Annotated in this window: 12 protein-coding genes and 1 pseudogene; 6 read left to right on the forward strand and 7 right to left on the reverse strand. The window is 53.5% G+C overall.

From position 1 onward, the window contains the following. Positions 1-393: 393 nt before the first annotated feature. The 5 genes and pseudogenes from Q3A88_RS15130 to Q3A88_RS15150 all read left to right on the forward strand — a co-directional run. Positions 394-561 (forward strand): annotated as a pseudogene (locus Q3A88_RS15130) (efflux RND transporter permease subunit); the annotation flags it as partial. A gap of 94 nt (positions 562-655) precedes the next feature. Continuing rightward, a complete protein-coding gene (locus tag Q3A88_RS15135) occupies positions 656-2,401 on the forward strand; it encodes an alkaline phosphatase (protein WP_010277828.1) in 1,746 nt (581 codons plus the stop codon). A 12-nt stretch (positions 2,402-2,413) separates the two neighbouring features. Then, positions 2,414-2,893 (forward strand): hypothetical protein, encoded by a 480-nt coding sequence (locus Q3A88_RS15140; RefSeq protein ID WP_014916887.1) that lies wholly within the window; start codon positions 2,414-2,416, stop codon positions 2,891-2,893. Positions 2,894-2,901: 8 nt separating this feature from the next. Next, a complete protein-coding gene (locus tag Q3A88_RS15145; protein WP_317178209.1) occupies positions 2,902-3,594 on the forward strand; it encodes an ABC transporter ATP-binding protein in 693 nt (230 codons plus the stop codon). Further along, complete coding sequence (locus Q3A88_RS15150) at positions 3,591-5,024, forward strand: FtsX-like permease family protein (protein ID WP_317178210.1); 1,434 nt, start codon at positions 3,591-3,593, stop codon at positions 5,022-5,024. The genes Q3A88_RS15145 and Q3A88_RS15150 overlap by 4 nt, the downstream gene beginning before the upstream one ends. Before the next feature lie 139 nt (positions 5,025-5,163). Here Q3A88_RS15150 and Q3A88_RS15155 read toward each other — a convergent pair whose 3' ends face one another. From Q3A88_RS15155 to Q3A88_RS15175, 5 genes are all read right to left on the reverse strand, one after another. Then, positions 5,164-6,213, reverse strand: coding sequence for an asparaginase (locus Q3A88_RS15155; RefSeq protein WP_317178211.1), 1,050 nt, complete (start codon positions 6,211-6,213; stop codon positions 5,164-5,166). Between the two features lie 302 nt (positions 6,214-6,515). Next, entirely contained in the window at positions 6,516-7,352 is an 837-nt protein-coding gene (gene kduI / locus Q3A88_RS15160) for a 5-dehydro-4-deoxy-D-glucuronate isomerase (RefSeq protein WP_010299379.1), read from the reverse strand. Positions 7,353-7,364: 12 nt separating this feature from the next. Then, positions 7,365-8,321: a 2-keto-3-deoxygluconate transporter gene (gene kdgT / locus Q3A88_RS15165; RefSeq protein WP_039277169.1), complete on the reverse strand. Its 957-nt coding sequence runs from the start codon at positions 8,319-8,321 to the stop codon at positions 7,365-7,367. Between the two features lie 352 nt (positions 8,322-8,673). Beyond that, on the reverse strand, positions 8,674-9,462 hold the full coding sequence (locus Q3A88_RS15170) for an IclR family transcriptional regulator (protein ID WP_010308986.1): 789 nt from the start codon (positions 9,460-9,462) through the stop codon (positions 8,674-8,676). A gap of 222 nt (positions 9,463-9,684) precedes the next feature. Further along, complete coding sequence (locus Q3A88_RS15175) at positions 9,685-12,018, reverse strand: Tex family protein (RefSeq protein ID WP_039498104.1); 2,334 nt, start codon at positions 12,016-12,018, stop codon at positions 9,685-9,687. 345 nt (positions 12,019-12,363) lie between these two features. Between Q3A88_RS15175 and Q3A88_RS15180 the strand changes: the two genes are divergently transcribed. Beyond that, the gene (locus tag Q3A88_RS15180) at positions 12,364-13,650 is read left to right on the forward strand and encodes a citrate synthase (RefSeq protein ID WP_010277750.1); all 1,287 of its coding nucleotides are present in this window, start codon (positions 12,364-12,366) and stop codon (positions 13,648-13,650) included. A gap of 59 nt (positions 13,651-13,709) precedes the next feature. Here the strand turns inward: Q3A88_RS15180 and Q3A88_RS15185 are convergent, their stop codons facing one another. Together Q3A88_RS15185 and Q3A88_RS15190 are read right to left on the reverse strand one after the other, a co-directional pair. Continuing rightward, positions 13,710-15,377: a methyl-accepting chemotaxis protein gene (locus Q3A88_RS15185; RefSeq protein ID WP_317178212.1), complete on the reverse strand. Its 1,668-nt coding sequence runs from the start codon at positions 15,375-15,377 to the stop codon at positions 13,710-13,712. Between the two features lie 542 nt (positions 15,378-15,919). Further along, the gene (locus Q3A88_RS15190; RefSeq protein WP_317178213.1) at positions 15,920-17,623 is read right to left on the reverse strand and encodes a lysophospholipid acyltransferase family protein; all 1,704 of its coding nucleotides are present in this window, start codon (positions 17,621-17,623) and stop codon (positions 15,920-15,922) included. Positions 17,624-17,679 lie beyond the last annotated feature (56 nt).

Below are 17,679 nucleotides of genomic sequence, written 5' to 3' on the forward strand. Positions count from 1 at the left end.
GGGTCTGTTTGCTCACAAAACGGGCATTTTACCTCAACCGTTGCCATCAGGCTCTTCTTCTAAATATTTAGGAAAACAGATGAACATTCTACCTGACGATCACCGAGTTGAATACGTGACCCAAAATTGGAAAGATATTTAATAGCTAAAGGGTTTATTCCTGAAAATATTGATGCTAATACTATCCACTGGCGTTCGCTGTCTTATAGTGAATATGACGTTTATCTGAGTGTCTACCCTGATAAAAATGAAATTATTATGGCGGCAATCACTCTTGATTAGGGGGAATATAACGACAGTGCTGGTTTTTGCTTTTATCTCCGTCATACTTGGAGTTGTAGGTTCTCTGAGTTTTCCTGCTTACCCTATATTCTAAATAATTTAAGTTGTGCGATGGCGACCAGCAGCGGCGCGGGCTCAGCCAGTCAGCATGCGGTGGGAACGGGCGTGATAGGCGGGATGCTGGCTGCCACCTTCCTTGCCATCTTCTTCGTGCCGCTGTTCTTTGTTGTCGTGCGCCGTCGCTTCCCGTTAAAGGAGAAGGCACCGCAACAGGATTAGATGTAGATGCAATAATTTATGGGGAAATTCATCAAATTGTAAAAAAAGGTAACTACGTTATGTCCTGCTAAACTACGCAACCAAGGACATAACAATGAAAGCTCGCTGGTTACTGCCTTTACTGATTTCTGCTGCGCTGCCAGGAATGGTGCAGGCTCAGGCCATTTATCCCATTGACCGCGCCACCATGTTGGCGGGCGGGAAATTCGATTTTAAAGTCGAGTTTGATGAAGTACTTAAGCCGGAAGATATTCGCATTCTGATCAATGGCAAGGATTACCAGCAGGTGCTGGGTAAAACGGCATCGTTTGTTGAGCGTGAAGACGGCGGCAACGCGTCCACGATCTGGCTGCGAGACGTGAATTTGCCGGAAGCAGGCAAGTATGTGGTAGAGGCGGAAGCCAAAGGCAAAAAGACGCAGGTGAACTGGGACGTTTATTCCGCGTCCGGCACGCGTAAAGCCAAAAACGTGATTCTGTTCATCGGCGATGGCCTGTCCGTTGCGCACCGTACTGGCGCGCGCATCCTGTCCAAAGGGGTGACGGAAGGGAAAGCGGACGGTCGTCTGGCGATTGATGACCTGCAATATATGGCGTTTGCCGGTACATCCAGTACCGACTCTATCGCGGCCGATAGCGCCAACACCATGAGCGCCTACATGACCGGTCACAAATCCGGTGTGAACGCGCTGGGTGTGTACGTCAGCCGTAGCAAAAATTCACTGGATCACCCGAAGCAGGAAACGCTGGGTGAGCTGTTAACCCGTTCTACCAAAATGTCTGTCGGCGTCGTCAGCGATGCTGAACTTCAGGATGCTACGCCAGCGGCGGTCGTCTCTCACACGCGTCGTCGTGCGGATAAAGCCGAAATCGTTGAGATGTTCTACAACGTGCAGCCTACGGTCATGCTGGGCGGTGGTTCTGCCTACTTCCTGCCGAAAAGCACGCCGGGTTCTAAGCGTAAAGACGAAACCAACTACGTTGAGAAATTCCAGCAGGCGGGCTATTCGCTGGTTACCGATGCGGATTCACTGAAGAAAAATGCTGCGCAGGCCACCAAGCTGCTGGGGCTGTTCCACACCGGTAACATGGATGGCGTGATGGATCGTCGCTTCCTGAAAAATGATGTCGCCAAGAAATTCCCGAACCAGCCAGACCTGACCGACATGACGCAGGCGGCGCTGGATGTGTTGTCCAAAAACCAGGATGGCTTCTTCCTGATGGTGGAATCCGCGCTGATCGACAAAGCGTCCCACCCACTGGATTGGGAACGTGCTTTCACGAACACCATCATGCTGGATCAGTCTGTCGCCATCGCCAAGAAATTTGCCGAGAAAAACCCAGATACGATGATTATCGTGACGGGTGACCATACGCATGGCCTGTCTATCATCGGTACTGTGGACGACAGCAAGCCGGGCACCGAAATGCGTGAGAAGGTTGGCGTGTATGAAGATGCGGGCTATCCGAACTATAAGGATGCCAACAAAGACGGCTACCCGGATGACCTGAACGTTTCTAAACGTCTGGCGGTATTCTTCAACAACTTCCCAGACTATTACGAGACGTTCCGTCCGAAGCTGGATAACCAGTTCGTTCCTGCTATCAAGAACGAAAAAGATGAATATGTCGCCAACAAAGCCTACGAGAAAGTGCCGGGCGCGGTATTCCGTGAAGGGATCCTGCCACGCTCTTCCGATACGGGTGTTCATGCCGTTGACGACATGGTGATTCAGGCGAGCGGCCCAGGTGCAGAACGTATCCGTGGTTACATGGAAAACACCGATCTGTTCCGGGTGATTGTTGATGCACTGGCGGTAAAACCGCAGGACAAAAAGTAATCCTACGACGCTATGAATAATGCGAAATGCAGCAAAGCGGGGGCGACCCCGCTTTTATTCTCTTGGCTGCGCGCGGTGCTGGTGATCTTCCTCCTCGGTGGTATCGCCCCGGTGAAAGCCGCGCAGTCTGAACTCTCCTTCGACAAGCTGTACGCCTCTTACGGCGTGCTGGGTCTGGAATTCTCCAATGACGTCAAAGCGCTCTCCGGTAAACGGGTGAAGATGCGCGGCTTCATGGCACCGCCCCTCAAGGCGGAGTCACAATTCTTTGTCTTAACCAAAATGCCGATGGCGCTGTGCCCCTTCTGTTCGTCTGATGCGGACTGGCCTGAAGACATCCTCGTTGTTTACCTCGCCAAACGTCAGACCTTCGTACAGAACAACACCATGATTGAGGTGGAAGGCGTGCTGGAACACGGATCGTGGACCGACCCTGAAACGGGTTTTGTCAGCCTGCTGCGACTGCGTGAAGCCACGTTCGATACCCTTTAGGAGCGCTGATGGCGGAGTTATTGATTCAACACCTGAGTGTGACCTTCCCCGATACGTCCGAGGCTGTGCTGGCTATTCCCACATTGTCGATTCGTTCTGGCGAGCGGGTCGCGGTGATGGGGCCTTCCGGCTCCGGTAAGACCACGCTGGTGAATGCTATTACCGGGATGGATCACAGCGGAACGGGCTGTGTGCAGTGGGAAAAGCAGGATATCTGGCAGATGAATGAAGCGGAACGCGACCGCTGGCGGGCGCAGCATATCGGGCTGGTGATGCAGGATTTCCACCTGTTCCCCGGCCTGAGTGCGATAGAGAACGTCTTACTGCCTGCGCAGTTTCACCACTGGCGGATCCCTGCGGCGCTCAGGCAGCGGGCGGCGGATTTGCTGGCACAGGTCGGGCTGGATACCGCGAAACGTCCGATTGAAGTGCTATCACGCGGCGAGAAGCAGCGGGTAGCGGTCGCAAGAGCGTTGCTCAGCAAGCCTGACATCATCATCGCCGATGAGCCCACGGCCAGTTTGGATGTACACAGCGGCGAGCAGATCGCCGACCTGCTGGTGACGCTGGCGCGCGAGAGTCGCGCGACGCTTATCGCGATTACGCACGATGCACGTCTGGCTTCACAGATGTCGCGCTGTATTCAACTGGAAAAAGGACGCCTCGTGGTGGACACGCTGTATCAGGAGGATCGCGCATGATTCCTTGGCGTCTTATCTGGGTTGACTGGCGTCGGCTCTGGCCGGGTGTGCTGGTCGTAGTGTTGCTGATCGCCGTGGCGACGGCGTTAAGTATTTCGGTGAGTTTGCAGGAAAGAGCGCTACGTATGGGCAGCGCCAAAGCGGCTGACCGTTTCGATCTGGTGATCGGCGCGCCGGGGAGCGAAACCCAACTGGTGCTGTCATCCGTGTTCCTGCAACCGTCGGCGCTGACGCTGGTTCCTGCGCAGGTGCTGACCGATCTGGAGAAGAACCCACTGGTCGCCTGGGCGGCACCGGTCGCGTTTGGTGATTTCTATCAGGGGATGCCGATTGTTGGCACCACGCCGCCGCTGGTCACCGATAACGGTAAGCGGCAGCTCACCGCCGGACGCGTGTTCAACGACGGCTTTGAGGCCGTGGTAGGGGCGCAAACGGGGCTGACGGTGGGGAGTACCTTTAGCCCGATTCATGGTCAGGTGGGAACGGAAGGGGCGCACGCGCACGATGACGTCACCTACACCGTTGTTGGTGTTTTACCTGCTGACGGCAGCGCGTGGGATAAAGCGATTCTGGTGCCGGTGAACGCGGTGTGGCGGGTACACGGCATCCATCCACCGCATGCTGCGGACGATGAACACCACGATGATCACGATCATAACGAGCATGCCGATCATGATCATGGCGCACATGAGCACGAAGGTGAACATGACGGTCATTCTCATGATGAAACCACGCAGGCGGCAGGTGAGCCGCATGCCGATGAGCATCACAACGAAGCCCATCCTGCGGAAGGTGCTGCAAGTGATGATCATCATGCGGATGCCGCTCAACCGGTAACAACGCCACATGATGACGAGCACGGCGAGGAAGAAGCGCACGGCCATGCGCATCAGGCGGGGTTGCCCGCTATTGTCGTTAAACCAAAAACGATCGCGGGTGCTTATCAACTGCGTTCGCTGTATCGCAGCAACACGACGCTGGCGGTGTTCCCCGGCGAAGTGCTGGTGAAGCTCTACTCGATGCTGGGCGACATTCGTGAACTGCTGACCTATATCTCGCTGGGAACGCAGGGATTAGTCGGCATCGCGGTGGCGATGGTGGCGGTTATCCACCTGCGGCAGCGGCAGAAACAGATCGGCGCACTGCGTGCCTTTGGCGCGCCGCGCTACGGCATTTTCACGCTGATTTGGAGCGGGTTGATGTCGCTGGTGAGTGTCGGCGTGTTGTTGGGGGTCGGTCTGGGCTACCTTGCCGCCCGCGCGATTGCTGTGGTCATGAGCGAGAAAAGCGGCTTCGTCTTGCCGGTGACGCTGGAATGGGAAGACATCCACTTCGTCCTGCTCCTGTTGCTGGTCGCCGCCGTGGTGCTCACCATTCCCGCGATGTTGTCTTACCGCCAATCTCCTGCTACGGCGCTGCGTGGGGAATAAATGCGGTGAATAACGGTGTGCGCCGTCGGAAATGACGGCACACATTGACATCCATAGTGGAAATAATTCGTTGTTTTGAAAAGGTATCCCGGCAGATTCACACTGCGGGATACCTCATTATTACCGTCTAGCCCTGTGATTACTGCTCGAAATAGCTGCGGATTTTCTCGATATCGTCGCCGTTAGACAGCGCCAGAGAGAGCAGAATGCGGGCTTTCTGCGGGTTGTAGAATCCACTGCCTATCGCACCGTCTTTCTTCTTATCCGTTACATAACCGCTGCCAGTACGTGTGCTGATCACCACCGGAATGCCTTTCGCTACCGCTTTTTTGATGTCTTCTTTGATTCGCGTAGGCGTCGCGCCGTTGCCGCTACCCGCGATGATAATGCCTTTTGCGCCCTGTTCAATGGCGGCATTCAGCAGACCACTGTCTTGATCCTGATAGCCGTAGAGAATGTCGACCTTCGCCAGCGTGTCCTTATTGCTTACGTCAAAGAACGGTTTGTTTTCGGGGGCAGCAGGCTGGTAAAAGAAGCGCGGAACGCCGCCGTAGAAGGCGCCCAGATAGCCTTGTTCATTGGCTTTGAACGTGTCCAGCGCCGTGGCATTGGTTTTTGTGGTGTAGAAGGCGGAGCCGATGCGATCGTTCAGCAACACCAGTGCGCCGCGTTTTTCCGCGTTCTTGCTGGTTGCCAGCGTGACGGCTTCCAGCAGGTTCATAGGGCCATCTGCACTGATGGCAGTGGCGGGACGCATCGCGCCAACGATAACCACCGGTTTCTCACTTTTTACCGTCAGATCCAAAAAGAACGCTGTCTCTTCCAACGTATCGGTGCCGTGAGTCACAACGACGCCGTGCGTGTTTGCATCGCTTAACTGTTTGTTAATCGCTTTGGATAGCTTTAACAGAATCGCTTGATCGATATTTCCGCTGGCGGTATTGGCGATCTGCTCGCCTGTCACCGTAGCGACATCGCCAATAGCTGGTACAGCGTTCAATAATTCCTGGATGCCGATAGCGCCTGCTTTATAACCTGTCGTCGCTGTATTGGATTCTGCCTTCCCGGCAATGGTGCCACCGGTAGCGTAGATAGTGACGCCAGGTTTGACGTCATCGGCCAGCAGCGCATGAGATGACAGCATCAGACAAGCGGCAGTGATGGTGCGGGCGATAAATGAGAGTTGCATTGGCAGGTCCTTGTTTTTTGGTATGGGAATACAAGAACAAAAGCAACTTCTGTACCAATGCTTATTTATCTATTACCCTGCTAATTAATCACGGAGAGTCTTTGCTTTGGTGCACGGCGTGGGGCGCTGGCGGCTGTATTGCACTGCAATGGTGAGCACGGTGGCAGTGAATGGGATGAGGGATACCTGTGCCGATAATCTTGAATGACGCCATTCGAGGTCTTACCGACTCGGTATAAAAAACAGGGTGAACGTGGTTCACCCTGCTGTATTTTACTGTCTTGGCATGACGCCAGAGGGAATTAGCGTAAATCCAGCATTGCGATATGATCCATATCGTCAAACGTCAGGTTTTCGCCGATCATGCCCCAGATAAAGGCGTAGTTTTTGGTGCCGACACCGGTGTGAATCGACCAACTCGGGGAGATCACGGCCTGCTCGTTATGCATCACCAGATGGCGCGTTTCATGCGGTTCACCCATCATATGGAAAATAATGGTGTCTTCCGCCATATCAAAATAGAAGTACACTTCCATTCTGCGCTCATGGGTATGCGTCGGCATTGAATTCCAGTTGCTGCCTTCTGCCAGACGCGTTAACCCCATGCTCAGCTGGCAAGTTTCCACCACTTCCGGCACCAGATATTTGCAAATCGTCCGCTTGTTGCAGGTTTTGACGTCGCCCAGTGGTGCTTTGATCGCGTCATCCTGTGTAATGATGCGTGTCGGGAAAACGGCATGTGCTGGTGCGCTGTTGTAATACAGTTTCGCAGGCTTGGCGCTGTCCAGGCTGCTGAACGCTAAGGCTTTCGCCCCCTTGCCGACATAGAGCGCTTCCTCATTGCCAACTTCATAGCTTGTGCCGTCGATGACGATTTTTGCCGGGCCGCCAATATTGATCAGCCCCAGCTCGCGACGCTCAAGAAAATAGTTCACGCCAAATTGTTTGCCGATGCCGTCATCAAACGTTATCTCGCCATCCACCGGCATGATCCCGCCTACCACGATACGGTCGATGTGGCTGTAGGTCATGGTGTATTGGTTTGGCGTAAATATCTGCTCAATAAGAAATTTCTTTCTCAGCTCAGTGGTATCAAGCGTTTTCGCATGTTCACTGTGTACACTTTGTCGTACGTCCATTTTGCTACCTTCTTATGCGTGTTTAGGTGAAAAGCGTTTTGCCCATAATGCCGTGATGATGGGCACCAATACTGATGTCACGATCACACTGGTGGCGACTAACGCTGTTGCCTGTTGAGCGACCGGAGCGAATTCCGGAGCCATATTCGCGATCAACAGAGGAGTGGCGACGGCGGCACCCGCGCTGCTGGATGCGGCCACGCCTGCGGTTCCATTACCACCGCCGATAAATTTATCCGCCAGAATCAATGGGATACCTGTAACAACAATCACGAGCAGGCCGAGGAAGATACCGGCGAAGCCCGTCTGGAGGATCACTGATAAATTAATGGTGTTACCTAACGCAAAGGCAAAGAAAGGAATCAGCGTTTGTACTGAATTACCGAACAACTTTCTCAAGTCCGGGTCCAGGTTGCCCAATGCAAAACCAATCAGGAAAGGCAGAACGGCACCGACAAATAACTGAGGTTCAAAGGTAGCGATACCGCTAGCACCCAAAATGACCATGGTCATCAACGGGCCGGATTCCAGAGACATCAGTACGAAGGCACCCGCTTCTTCTTTCGAACCGTATTGGTTCATCAGTGCAGCGTACAAACCGCCGTTAGTCATGTCCATTGCCGCGACCAGCGCCAGCACGGAGATCCCAGCCAGCATGCCATTTTGGATGCCGTCACCCGGCAGGAACGTGCCCGCGATCAGCGCCACAACCCAGGCGGTGGCGATTTTGGTGACCACCAGAACGCCTGATTTTCTCAGCATCGTTCCCGTTGCTTTAAATTCAATGGACGCGCCCATGCAGAAAAACCATACCGCCAGAATAGGGATTGTGCCAGTAATCAGGCCGTTACTGAAAGAACCTAAGTATTTCCCCGCGCCTGGCGTAAAGGTATTACAGAGTGCGCCCAAAAAGAGCGGCACCAGCATTAATCCCCCAGGGATTTTATCAATAGCTTGTTTGATTTTCATAAAAGACCTCATTAAAAGATAAAAGCATGTTCAGCCCGCTTTCAGTGAAAGCAGATGGAGTATTGGTATAAAGTCATAAATAGGGTGGAATAAAACCCAGGGGGTTATTACCCGATTTCATTAATTAGTGAAGATGGTTGTCCCCATTATAAAATTGATAATTAATATTTTTCGTCATCATTAATAATGACTTATGTCATGTTTTTTTAGTTATAGATGGCCTTCCCGTAATGCGTATTAGCATTTACAGGTAATTATGTCATACGTGTCCGTCACGCTTTTTGCGTGTCATTATTTCTGGGTTGTTTTAATAAGCCAGAATTTTTAATTATGTAAAGCGACGGTAAATGTTTTATCTACTATCAATATTCCGGCTGTTAATATGAGCGGTAATTGCTTTGCTGGTTTTAATCAGGCTTGCCAGATGCTTTTCTTTTTTTCCATTCGCATATTGCGACTGCATACCGTTAACGCCAATGGCGGCGATGACTTCACCATTTTGGTTAAAGATTGGCGCGGCCATACAGCAGATCTCTTCTATATCTTCGCCGTCGTCTATGGCCCAGCCCTGTTCCTTGACGATTTTCAGGTGCTGCAGGAAATCTTCTTTATTGGTAATCGTCCGGGGCGTCAAATACTCAAAGGTGCAATCGGCAATCAGTGATTCAATTCTTTCCTGTGGTAGCCAGGCGACGAGTACTTTCCCCAGAGACATGCGGTTAAATACAATTTTCTTACCTTCCCAGGATGTTTTTACAATAGCCTTGGGGGATTCGACTTTACTCAGGAAGAAACCATTATCGCCATCCATAATACCAAGATGGCAGGTCAGTTCTGTCTCTTTGACTAATTCATGCATAAAGTTAATCGTGTCTTTACGCAGATCAATATTCTTTATTACCAAACCACCAAGCTCAAACAGTCTTAATCCCAAAACATAACGACCGTCAGCACGTTGACGTAACAATTGCGTCACCACCAGCACTTCCAGTAGATGATGTACGCTGCTTTTGGGTATAGACAAATCAGTGCAAATCTCAGTGAAGCTGGCTTCGTCATGTTTGGCGATGTAGTCAATAATCATCACTAAACGGACGGCTGCTGGCGCTTTACTGTGTTCGAGCTGTTGGAATATATTCATTTTGTTCTATATATAAAACTATGGTTTCCTATATAGAACAATAATAACGCAACGGTAATTTATTTACCTAGATGCAGATCACAAAATAATCGCGAAGTGGTTGAATATTTCAATATAAATGAAACGTAGTTTTATTAGGGAAACAAAATGGCGGTATTTTGGCAGGAAAGATGCCTGACCCCGTAAATAAGGTCAGGCATGATTTAAATGACAGAACGGCGGTTAGCGCTTTTTAAAGGCGGCGGCCAGAGCATCGCCCATCGCGCTGTTGCCAGCGACAGGGGCGCTAGCGGGGCGAGGACGTGATTTACCGGCTGGCTGACGCGATGAAGTATTACTATCGCCACGCGCATTGCCACCGCCACGGCGTGATGCGGTGTCGCCCGGCTGTTCATCAAGGCGCATGGTCAGCGCGATACGCTTACGTTGCAGATCCACTTCCATCACTTTCACTTTGACGATATCGCCAGCTTTCACGACCTTGTGCGGATCGTCGACGAAATGGTCGGCCAGTGATGAAATGTGTACCAAACCGTCCTGATGGACGCCGATATCCACAAACGCACCAAAGTTGGTGACGTTGGTGACGGCACCTTCCAGAATCATGCCCGGCAGGAGATCGTTTAAGGTTTCCACGCCGTCGGCGAAGCTGGCGGTTTTGAACTCAGGACGTGGATCGCGACCCGGTTTTTCCAGCTCTTTGATGATGTCGGTTACCGTCGGCACGCCGAAACGCTCATCGGTGAAATCCGACGGTTTCAGGTTACGCAGCGCGTTGGGGTTCCCCATTAGCTCCTGCAACGCCTGCTCGGTCGCGGCCAGAATACGTTCCACGATCGGATAGGCTTCCGGGTGAACGGTAGAGGCATCCAGCGGGTTGTTGCCGTTGTTGATGCGCAGGAAGCCCGCACACTGTTCAAAGGCTTTTGGCCCCAGACGGCTGACTTTCAGCAGCTGTTCGCGATTGTGGAAGCGGCCATTCTCATCACGCCAGGTCACAATATTTTGCGCCATCATGCGCGTGAGTCCGGCGACACGCGTTAACAGCGCCACGGATGCGGTATTCAGATCAACACCGACGGCGTTTACGCAGTCTTCGACCACCGCATCCAGTTTCTTCGCCAGCAGACTTTGGCTTACGTCATGCTGATACTGACCCACGCCGATGGATTTCGGGTCGATCTTCACCAGCTCCGCCAGCGGATCCTGCAAACGACGGGCGATAGAGACTGCACCGCGCAGCGAGACATCCAGATCGGGGAATTCCAGCGCCGCCAGCTCGGACGCGGAGTACACCGATGCGCCGGCTTCGCTGACGATCACTTTCTGTGCTTTGATATCCGGGAACTGTTTCTGCGTGTCGAGGAAGAAGCGTTCGGTTTCACGCGATGCAGTACCGTTACCAATCGCCACCAGCTCAACCTGATGTTTGAGGCACAGTGCGGCGATGATCGGCGCGGCTTTCGCTGCCTGACCGGTATGCGGATAAATCGTATCGGTCGCGACCAGCTTGCCGGTGGCATCCACCACCGCGACTTTTACACCAGTACGCAGGCCGGGATCGAGACCCATAGTGGCGCGCATGCCAGCCGGGGCGGCCATCAGCAGATCGTGCATGTTGCGGGCGAAGACGTTGATTGCTTCGTCTTCCGCTTTCTCACGCACGCTGCCCATCAGTTCGGTTTCAAGGTGCAGCAGCACTTTAATGCGCCACGTCCAGCTAATGACGGCGCGCCGCCAGCTGTCCGCTGCCGCATTCCCCAAACGCAGGTTCAGGTGGTCGATAATAATCTGTTCGCAGTAGCTCTCACGCGGCGCTTCTTCGTGCTGCGGATCGGCGTTCAGAGCCAGTTGCAACACGCCTTCGTTACGGCCACGGAACATGGCCAGTGCGCGGTGTGAAGGCACCTGAGCAATCGGTTCGTGATGATCGAAATAGTCGCGGAACTTCGCGCCTTCTTCCTCTTTCCCTTCCACAACGCGGGAAACCAGATGGGCATTTTTCCACAGATAGTGACGCACTTTCGCCAGCAGCGTGGCGTCTTCGGCAAAGCGTTCCATCAGGATGTAACGTGCGCCGTCCAATGCGGCTTTCACGTCCGCCACGCCTTTCTCAGCATCGACATAAGCCTGTGCCGTCAGCTCCGGCTCCTGGCTCGGGTCTTGCCACAGGCCGTCGGCCAGCGGTTCCAGACCGGCTTCAATCGCGATCTGCCCGCGCGTGCGGCGCTTCGGTTTATACGGCAGATAGAGATCTTCCAGCTCGGTTTTGCTCAGCGTGCCGTTAATGGCGGTGGCGAGCTGCGGGGTTAGTTTCCCCTGTTCGTCGATGGATTTCAGAATAGTCTGGCGTCGGTCTTCCAGTTCACGCAGGTAACCGAGGCGCGTTTCGAGCTGGCGCAACTGGGTGTCATCCAGCCCGCCGGTCACTTCTTTACGGTAACGGGCGATAAAAGGGACGGTGTTTCCTTCGTCCAGCAGGCGGACGGCGGCGTCTACCTGCTCCGTACGCGCCTGCAATTCGCTGGCGATAATGTGGCTTAATGAATCATTCATAGGTCTGATATCAATCGTCATCAAGTGAGTAGGTGAAATAAGTGAGGACAGTTATACGGATTGAGCGTGCAAAATGCCAGCTGCCGCCGTCTGGAATACGGGGACGATGATGGCGCTGTTCGCCGGATTACGATCGGAGAAGGGGAAAGAGGCGCGGCAAAATTTACCTACATCAATATTCAGTCAGATTCTTGCAACCCACTCACGATTTTAGCGTATGACATACGTTGGCCTTGTGTAGCTATAAATCGAGCGCGTTAAATTGAGTGCCGCACGGGATGACCGATCCAGAAGCCCGTAAGAGCGGACGAGAACAACATCATTATTCGGGCAGGAGAAAGGTTCATGACAGTCAGAACGTCCACGTTGACGGCAGAAGGGCAGGCGGATATCACGTTGAACATGCGTTCCGGCGTGCTGGGGAAAACAGCGGTGGATATTCGCCCACTCGGTGAACACGGGCTGTGCAGCTATGACCCCGGTTTTGCCAATACGGCAGGGTGCGAGTCGGCGATTACCTACATAGATGCGGTGAATAGCGTGCTGCTGCATCGGGGCTTCCCTGTCGAACAGCTCGCCGAGCAGTGTGACTTTACTGAGGTCTGTTACATCCTGCTGCATGGTGAAGCGCCTTCGGCGGAAGCGTATGCGAAATTTGCTGACAACATCACCCGCCATACGCTGGTTCATGAGCAAATTACCCGGATGTTCAGCGGCTTTCGTCGCGATTCCCACCCGATGGCGCTGATGTGCGCGGTGGTGGGCGCGCTGGCCGCGTTCTATCACGATGTATTGGATATCCATAACGCGGAGCATCGCGAGCTGGCGGCCGTGCGGCTGCTGTCGAAAATGCCGACGTTGGCGGCGATGTGCTACAAATATTCCATCGAACAACCGTCCGTGTATCCCCGTAATTCGCTCTCCTATACCGGCAACTTCCTGCATATGCTGTTTTCGATTCCGGCGGAGAAATATGAAGTGAATCCGGTGCTGGAACGAGCGATGAACCGCATCCTGATTCTGCATGCCGATCATGGTCAGTGCCCGTCTACGATGGCGGTCAGAGCGTCGGGTTCCTCCGGCGCTAACCCGTTTGCCTGCATTGCCGCCGGGCTGGCGTCGATGTGGGGGCCGCTGCACGGTGGTGCGAACGAAGCCTGTATGCGCATGCTGGAAGAGATCAAAACGGTCGATCGCGTTCCTGAATTTGTACGACGTGCGAAAGACCGCTGCGATTCATTCCGCCTGATGGGATTCGGTAACTCGGTCTATCAGCATTTCGACCCACGCGCGGCGATTCTGCGTAAAACCTGTTATGAAGTGCTCAATGAACTCGGCACGGAAGACAGCCTGTTGCAGGTGGCGATGGAGCTGGAACATATCGCCATGACCGACGCTTATTTCCTGGAGAATAAACTCTACCCGAGCGTCGATTTCTATACCTCGGTCATTCTCAAAGCGATGGGGCTGCCGCCGTCAATGTTTACGGTGATTTCTACCGTCGGCAGAACGATCGGCTGGATTGCGCATTGGGATGAGATGCATAAGCAGGATGAAATCAGCATCTACCGTCCGCGCCAGATTTATACCGGACAGCCGCGTCGGGACTATGTTTCCGCGCTGAAAGACTGATGTGATTTTCACCATGATGCCTATGTCGCGGCATCATGGTGATCACGGGCAGGATAAGCCTAGAATTTTTCCCAGTTATCTTGTGCGTTGCCGACTGGCGCGAGCGCTAAACGAGCGGGTTGGGCTTTTTTCGCCGTCGGCGCTGGGCGGACTGCTGGCGTGCCTCGCAGATGGAAATGGTTCATGAGCGTCACCAGATGAGAGGACTGTTCGCGCAGGCTGGTTGCCGCATTGGCGGATTCTTCCACCAGCGTCGCGTTCTGCTGGGTGACCTGATCGAGCTGGTTCACGGCATCATGAATTTGCGAAATACCGGATTCCTGCTCCTGCGTTGTTGTCCCGATCTCACTGATTAAATCCGCCACGCTGCGCGCCTGACTTACCAGCTCATCAATGGTGCTGCCGGTGTCTTCAACCAGACGATTTCCCGCTTCCACTTTTTCGACGCTGGTGTTAATCAGTACCGCGATCTCTTTAGCGGCGGAGGCGGAGCGCTGCGCCAGCGAGCGTACTTCCCCAGCCACCACGGCGAAGCCGCGACCTTGCTCACCTGCGCGTGCGGCTTCGACCGCTGCATTGAGCGCCAGAATATTGGTCTGGAAGGCGATGCCATCAATGACGCTAATAATGTCGCGGATTTTGTGTGAACTGGTGGAGATCTCTTTCATCGTAATAACCATATTGCTGATGGCCTCACCGCCCTTGGTCGCCGTTGTGCTGGCCTGGCTGGCAAGTTGAGTGACGCTACGCACGGTATGGGCATTCTGACGAATCGCCTGGCTCATCTGCTCCATTGAGGCGGCCGTTTGTTGCAGGCTGGCGGCCTGTTCTTCCGTTCGCTGGCTCAGGTTTTCGCTGCCTGCGGCGATTTGGCTGGAACCTGATGCGATGGCTTCGCTGCTCTGCCGCACCTGCTCGACGATATCGCCCAGGTTATGGCTCATATGACGCATGGTGGCTAACAGGCTGCTGTGGTCGTTCGGCTTGATATTGATATCGACGGCCAGATCGCCATCGGCGACCTGTCGGGCAACGTGGGTAGCGTAGAGCGGTTCTCCCCCCAGTTGATTTTTCAGCGTGCGGGTAATCAGCCAGGCCACGACCGCGGCCATCGCGGCGGCGGCAAGTGCGAGAATCAGCATGATAACGCTGCCCGACCGCGCATCCTGCCGCGCCCCGCTGACAATCTCGTTGGTATCCTGCTGCTGCGAGGCCATCATCGCGTCCAGCACTTTAAACAGTGCGTTTTGTGCCGTCTGCATCTCATTGAGAATAATGGTGTTACCTTGCAGACGCTGCTGTGGATCGGTGGACTGCACCAGCTCCATGGCTTTCAAAAAGGCCGCAAGGTAGGGCGGACGGGTGTCCTGAAACTGTTTCAGCAGCGCACTGGTGCCTTCGGTGTCGAGTTGTTGCCCCAGCTTTTTCAGGTTGGCGGTATTGCGGGCGATTTGCTCGTCGACGAACTGCTTCTCCTGCCTGATTTGTGCAGGGTCAGTACTAATTGCAATGTTGCGAATCAGGCGAGCATTGGCATCAAAACCAGCTTTAACTTCCTGAATCAACAACATGTTCGCCAACGTGGTACCGGAAAGTCGGTTGATGTCGTTACCCAGCCCAACCAGCTGGAGTCGTCCGAAGAATGCCACCATCAGGCTGATGATAATAACCAGAGAAAATCCCATACCCAGCATCTTGCCGAGTTTGATTCTGTTCAGCATATTCATAAACATCCTTAATTTTTTGACATGCTATGAAGGCATAACGGAGGGGGCTTGCTATCGTAATCGATGCAAGTAATGACAAGGCATTATAGCTATGTTTAATATTTTCGGGATACATCGGTCACTCCCGTCCTCAAAAACATATCGATAAGAATATCTGTAATATCGGCAAGAAAAGCGTTCTGTTGATCACGTAAATTACGGCGAATGGGATTTCGTATGAAATGTGTGATCTGAGAGACAAAATGCGTGCGGGTATGGCGTTGTCTAATGGGAATAATGAGAAAAACGTGGGAGAGTGGTGCGTTAACCCCTTTAGACGTTAACGCCCCCATCAATCAAGACGTTTTATCGCTGATATACCCGTCATACTTCAAGTTGCATGTGCGTTGGCTGCGTTCAGTCACCCGAATCACTTACTCAAGTAAGCTCATCGGGATTCCTTCACTTGCCGCGTTACGATGCTCATGGCTGAGCATCGCCCTAAAGGGCTAACGCTTTGCGTTGTTCAAAACGTTAACGTTTTGTCCTGAAACTCGAATTATTTAGGGTTTAAAAGGGGCGATATAGCGCTGATAGCGTGATTCTTTCAGCTGTTGTAGGTCGACCAGTACCAGACCGTCGATGCAGTTATTGAAATCAGGGTCGATACCGAAGTCGATAAACCGCACGCCGCCCGGCTCACACAGCTCCGAATACTGCTTGTAGAGCGTGGGGATTGCGCAACCCATGTTGCTGAGCATGCTTTTCAATCGCGTGAGATCCTGCTGGTAGTCCGTTCCTTCAAACTGTTTCAGCACGTCAGGCAGCGAGGCCGGATAAGGGCGACGCGACGTAGCCAGCGGCTGATCGGGCGTGAAGTGCAGGCGATAAAACGCCACCAGCAAATCGCGCGCATGCGGCGGCAACGTACCAGAAAGCGACACCGGGCCGAACAGATAGCGATGTTCTGGATAGCGCGCCAGATAGGCACCAATACCCAGCCAGAGATAATCCAGCCCGCGTTTACCCCAGTATTTGGGCTGAATGAAACTGCGTCCCAGCTCAATGCCTGATGCCAGTATCGGATCCATTTCGTCGCCGTACTGGAACAGACTGTGGCTGTAGAGGCCGCTTTTCCCTTTTTCTGCGATCAAACTGGCCGTCGAGACAAAGCGATAGGCACCGACAATCTCCAGCTCGCGGTCATCCCACAGGATCAGATGCAAATAGTCATCATCATAGCTGTCCAGATCGCGACGTTGGCCGGATCCTTCGCCCACGGCGCGGAAGGCGATTTCGCGCAGGCGTCCAAGTTCACGTAATAACGGCACGTAATCTTCTTCACCGCGACGGTACAGATAGACCACTTTGCCATCCGGCGTGGTGCCCAGCGTTTCACATACTGACAGCGCGCGCTTCAGCAGCACGCGATCTTCGGCCAGCGCAATGGGCTTTTCACCGGAAAAGCAGCCGGGCTTTCCTTGTCCCAACCGATAAACGTGACGCCGGAAACGAGCTGCCAGATCGTTGGGGTTCGACTCTCCCTGACTCCAGGATGCATAGGGAATTCTGGCACCGATACGCAGCTTGAGGGTTTGATCGCGTTGGCCGAACATCTCTCTCACCAGCAGGAGCGTGGAGAGCGGGCGATAAACGATGGAAGAGAGATAAAACAGCGCACTGTTGCGTCCGCCGATATGAATAGGAACCACGGGCGCACGGGCTTTGCTCGCCATGCGGATAAATCCGTTGTGCCAGTGACCGTCGCGAATACCTTGCAGGCTGGCGCGTGAAACCTCACCCGCGGGGAAGACAATGATCGCGCCGTCGCCTTCCAGATGCTGCTGGATGGCGCTGATTTGCTGGCGTTTGGTGCGGTTATTGAAGTTATCGACGGAAAAAAACAGATTTTTGAGCGGGGCGACATAAGAGAGTAGCTGGCTGGCGACGATGCGGACGTCGGGCCTGACGCTGGCGACGGTACGCAGTAGCGCCAGGCCGTCCAGTGAGCCAATGGGGTGGTTGGCAACCAACACCACTGGCCCCTGACTGGGGATATTTTCTAAATCCCCTTCGACCATTTCACAATTGAAGTTGAAGTAGTCAAGAATCTGTTCGACCAGATCTAAGCCTTTCAAATGCGGGTAACGCCGCGCAAATTGGTGCATTTCATTTTCAAATAGCAGAGAACGCAAAACCGTTTTCTGCCAGGGTGGCGTATGGCGATGCGGGGCAAGATCTTGCAGAATGGCGTCTAAGCTAAACATAAATCGTTCTCCGTAGCTCTCCGTGGCTAAAAGTACGGGATAGAAATGACATATTT

This window comes from Pectobacterium sp. HCp5_1 (genome assembly GCF_032905925.1).
Classification (GTDB): Bacteria; Pseudomonadota; Gammaproteobacteria; order Enterobacterales; family Enterobacteriaceae; genus Pectobacterium; species Pectobacterium brasiliense_A.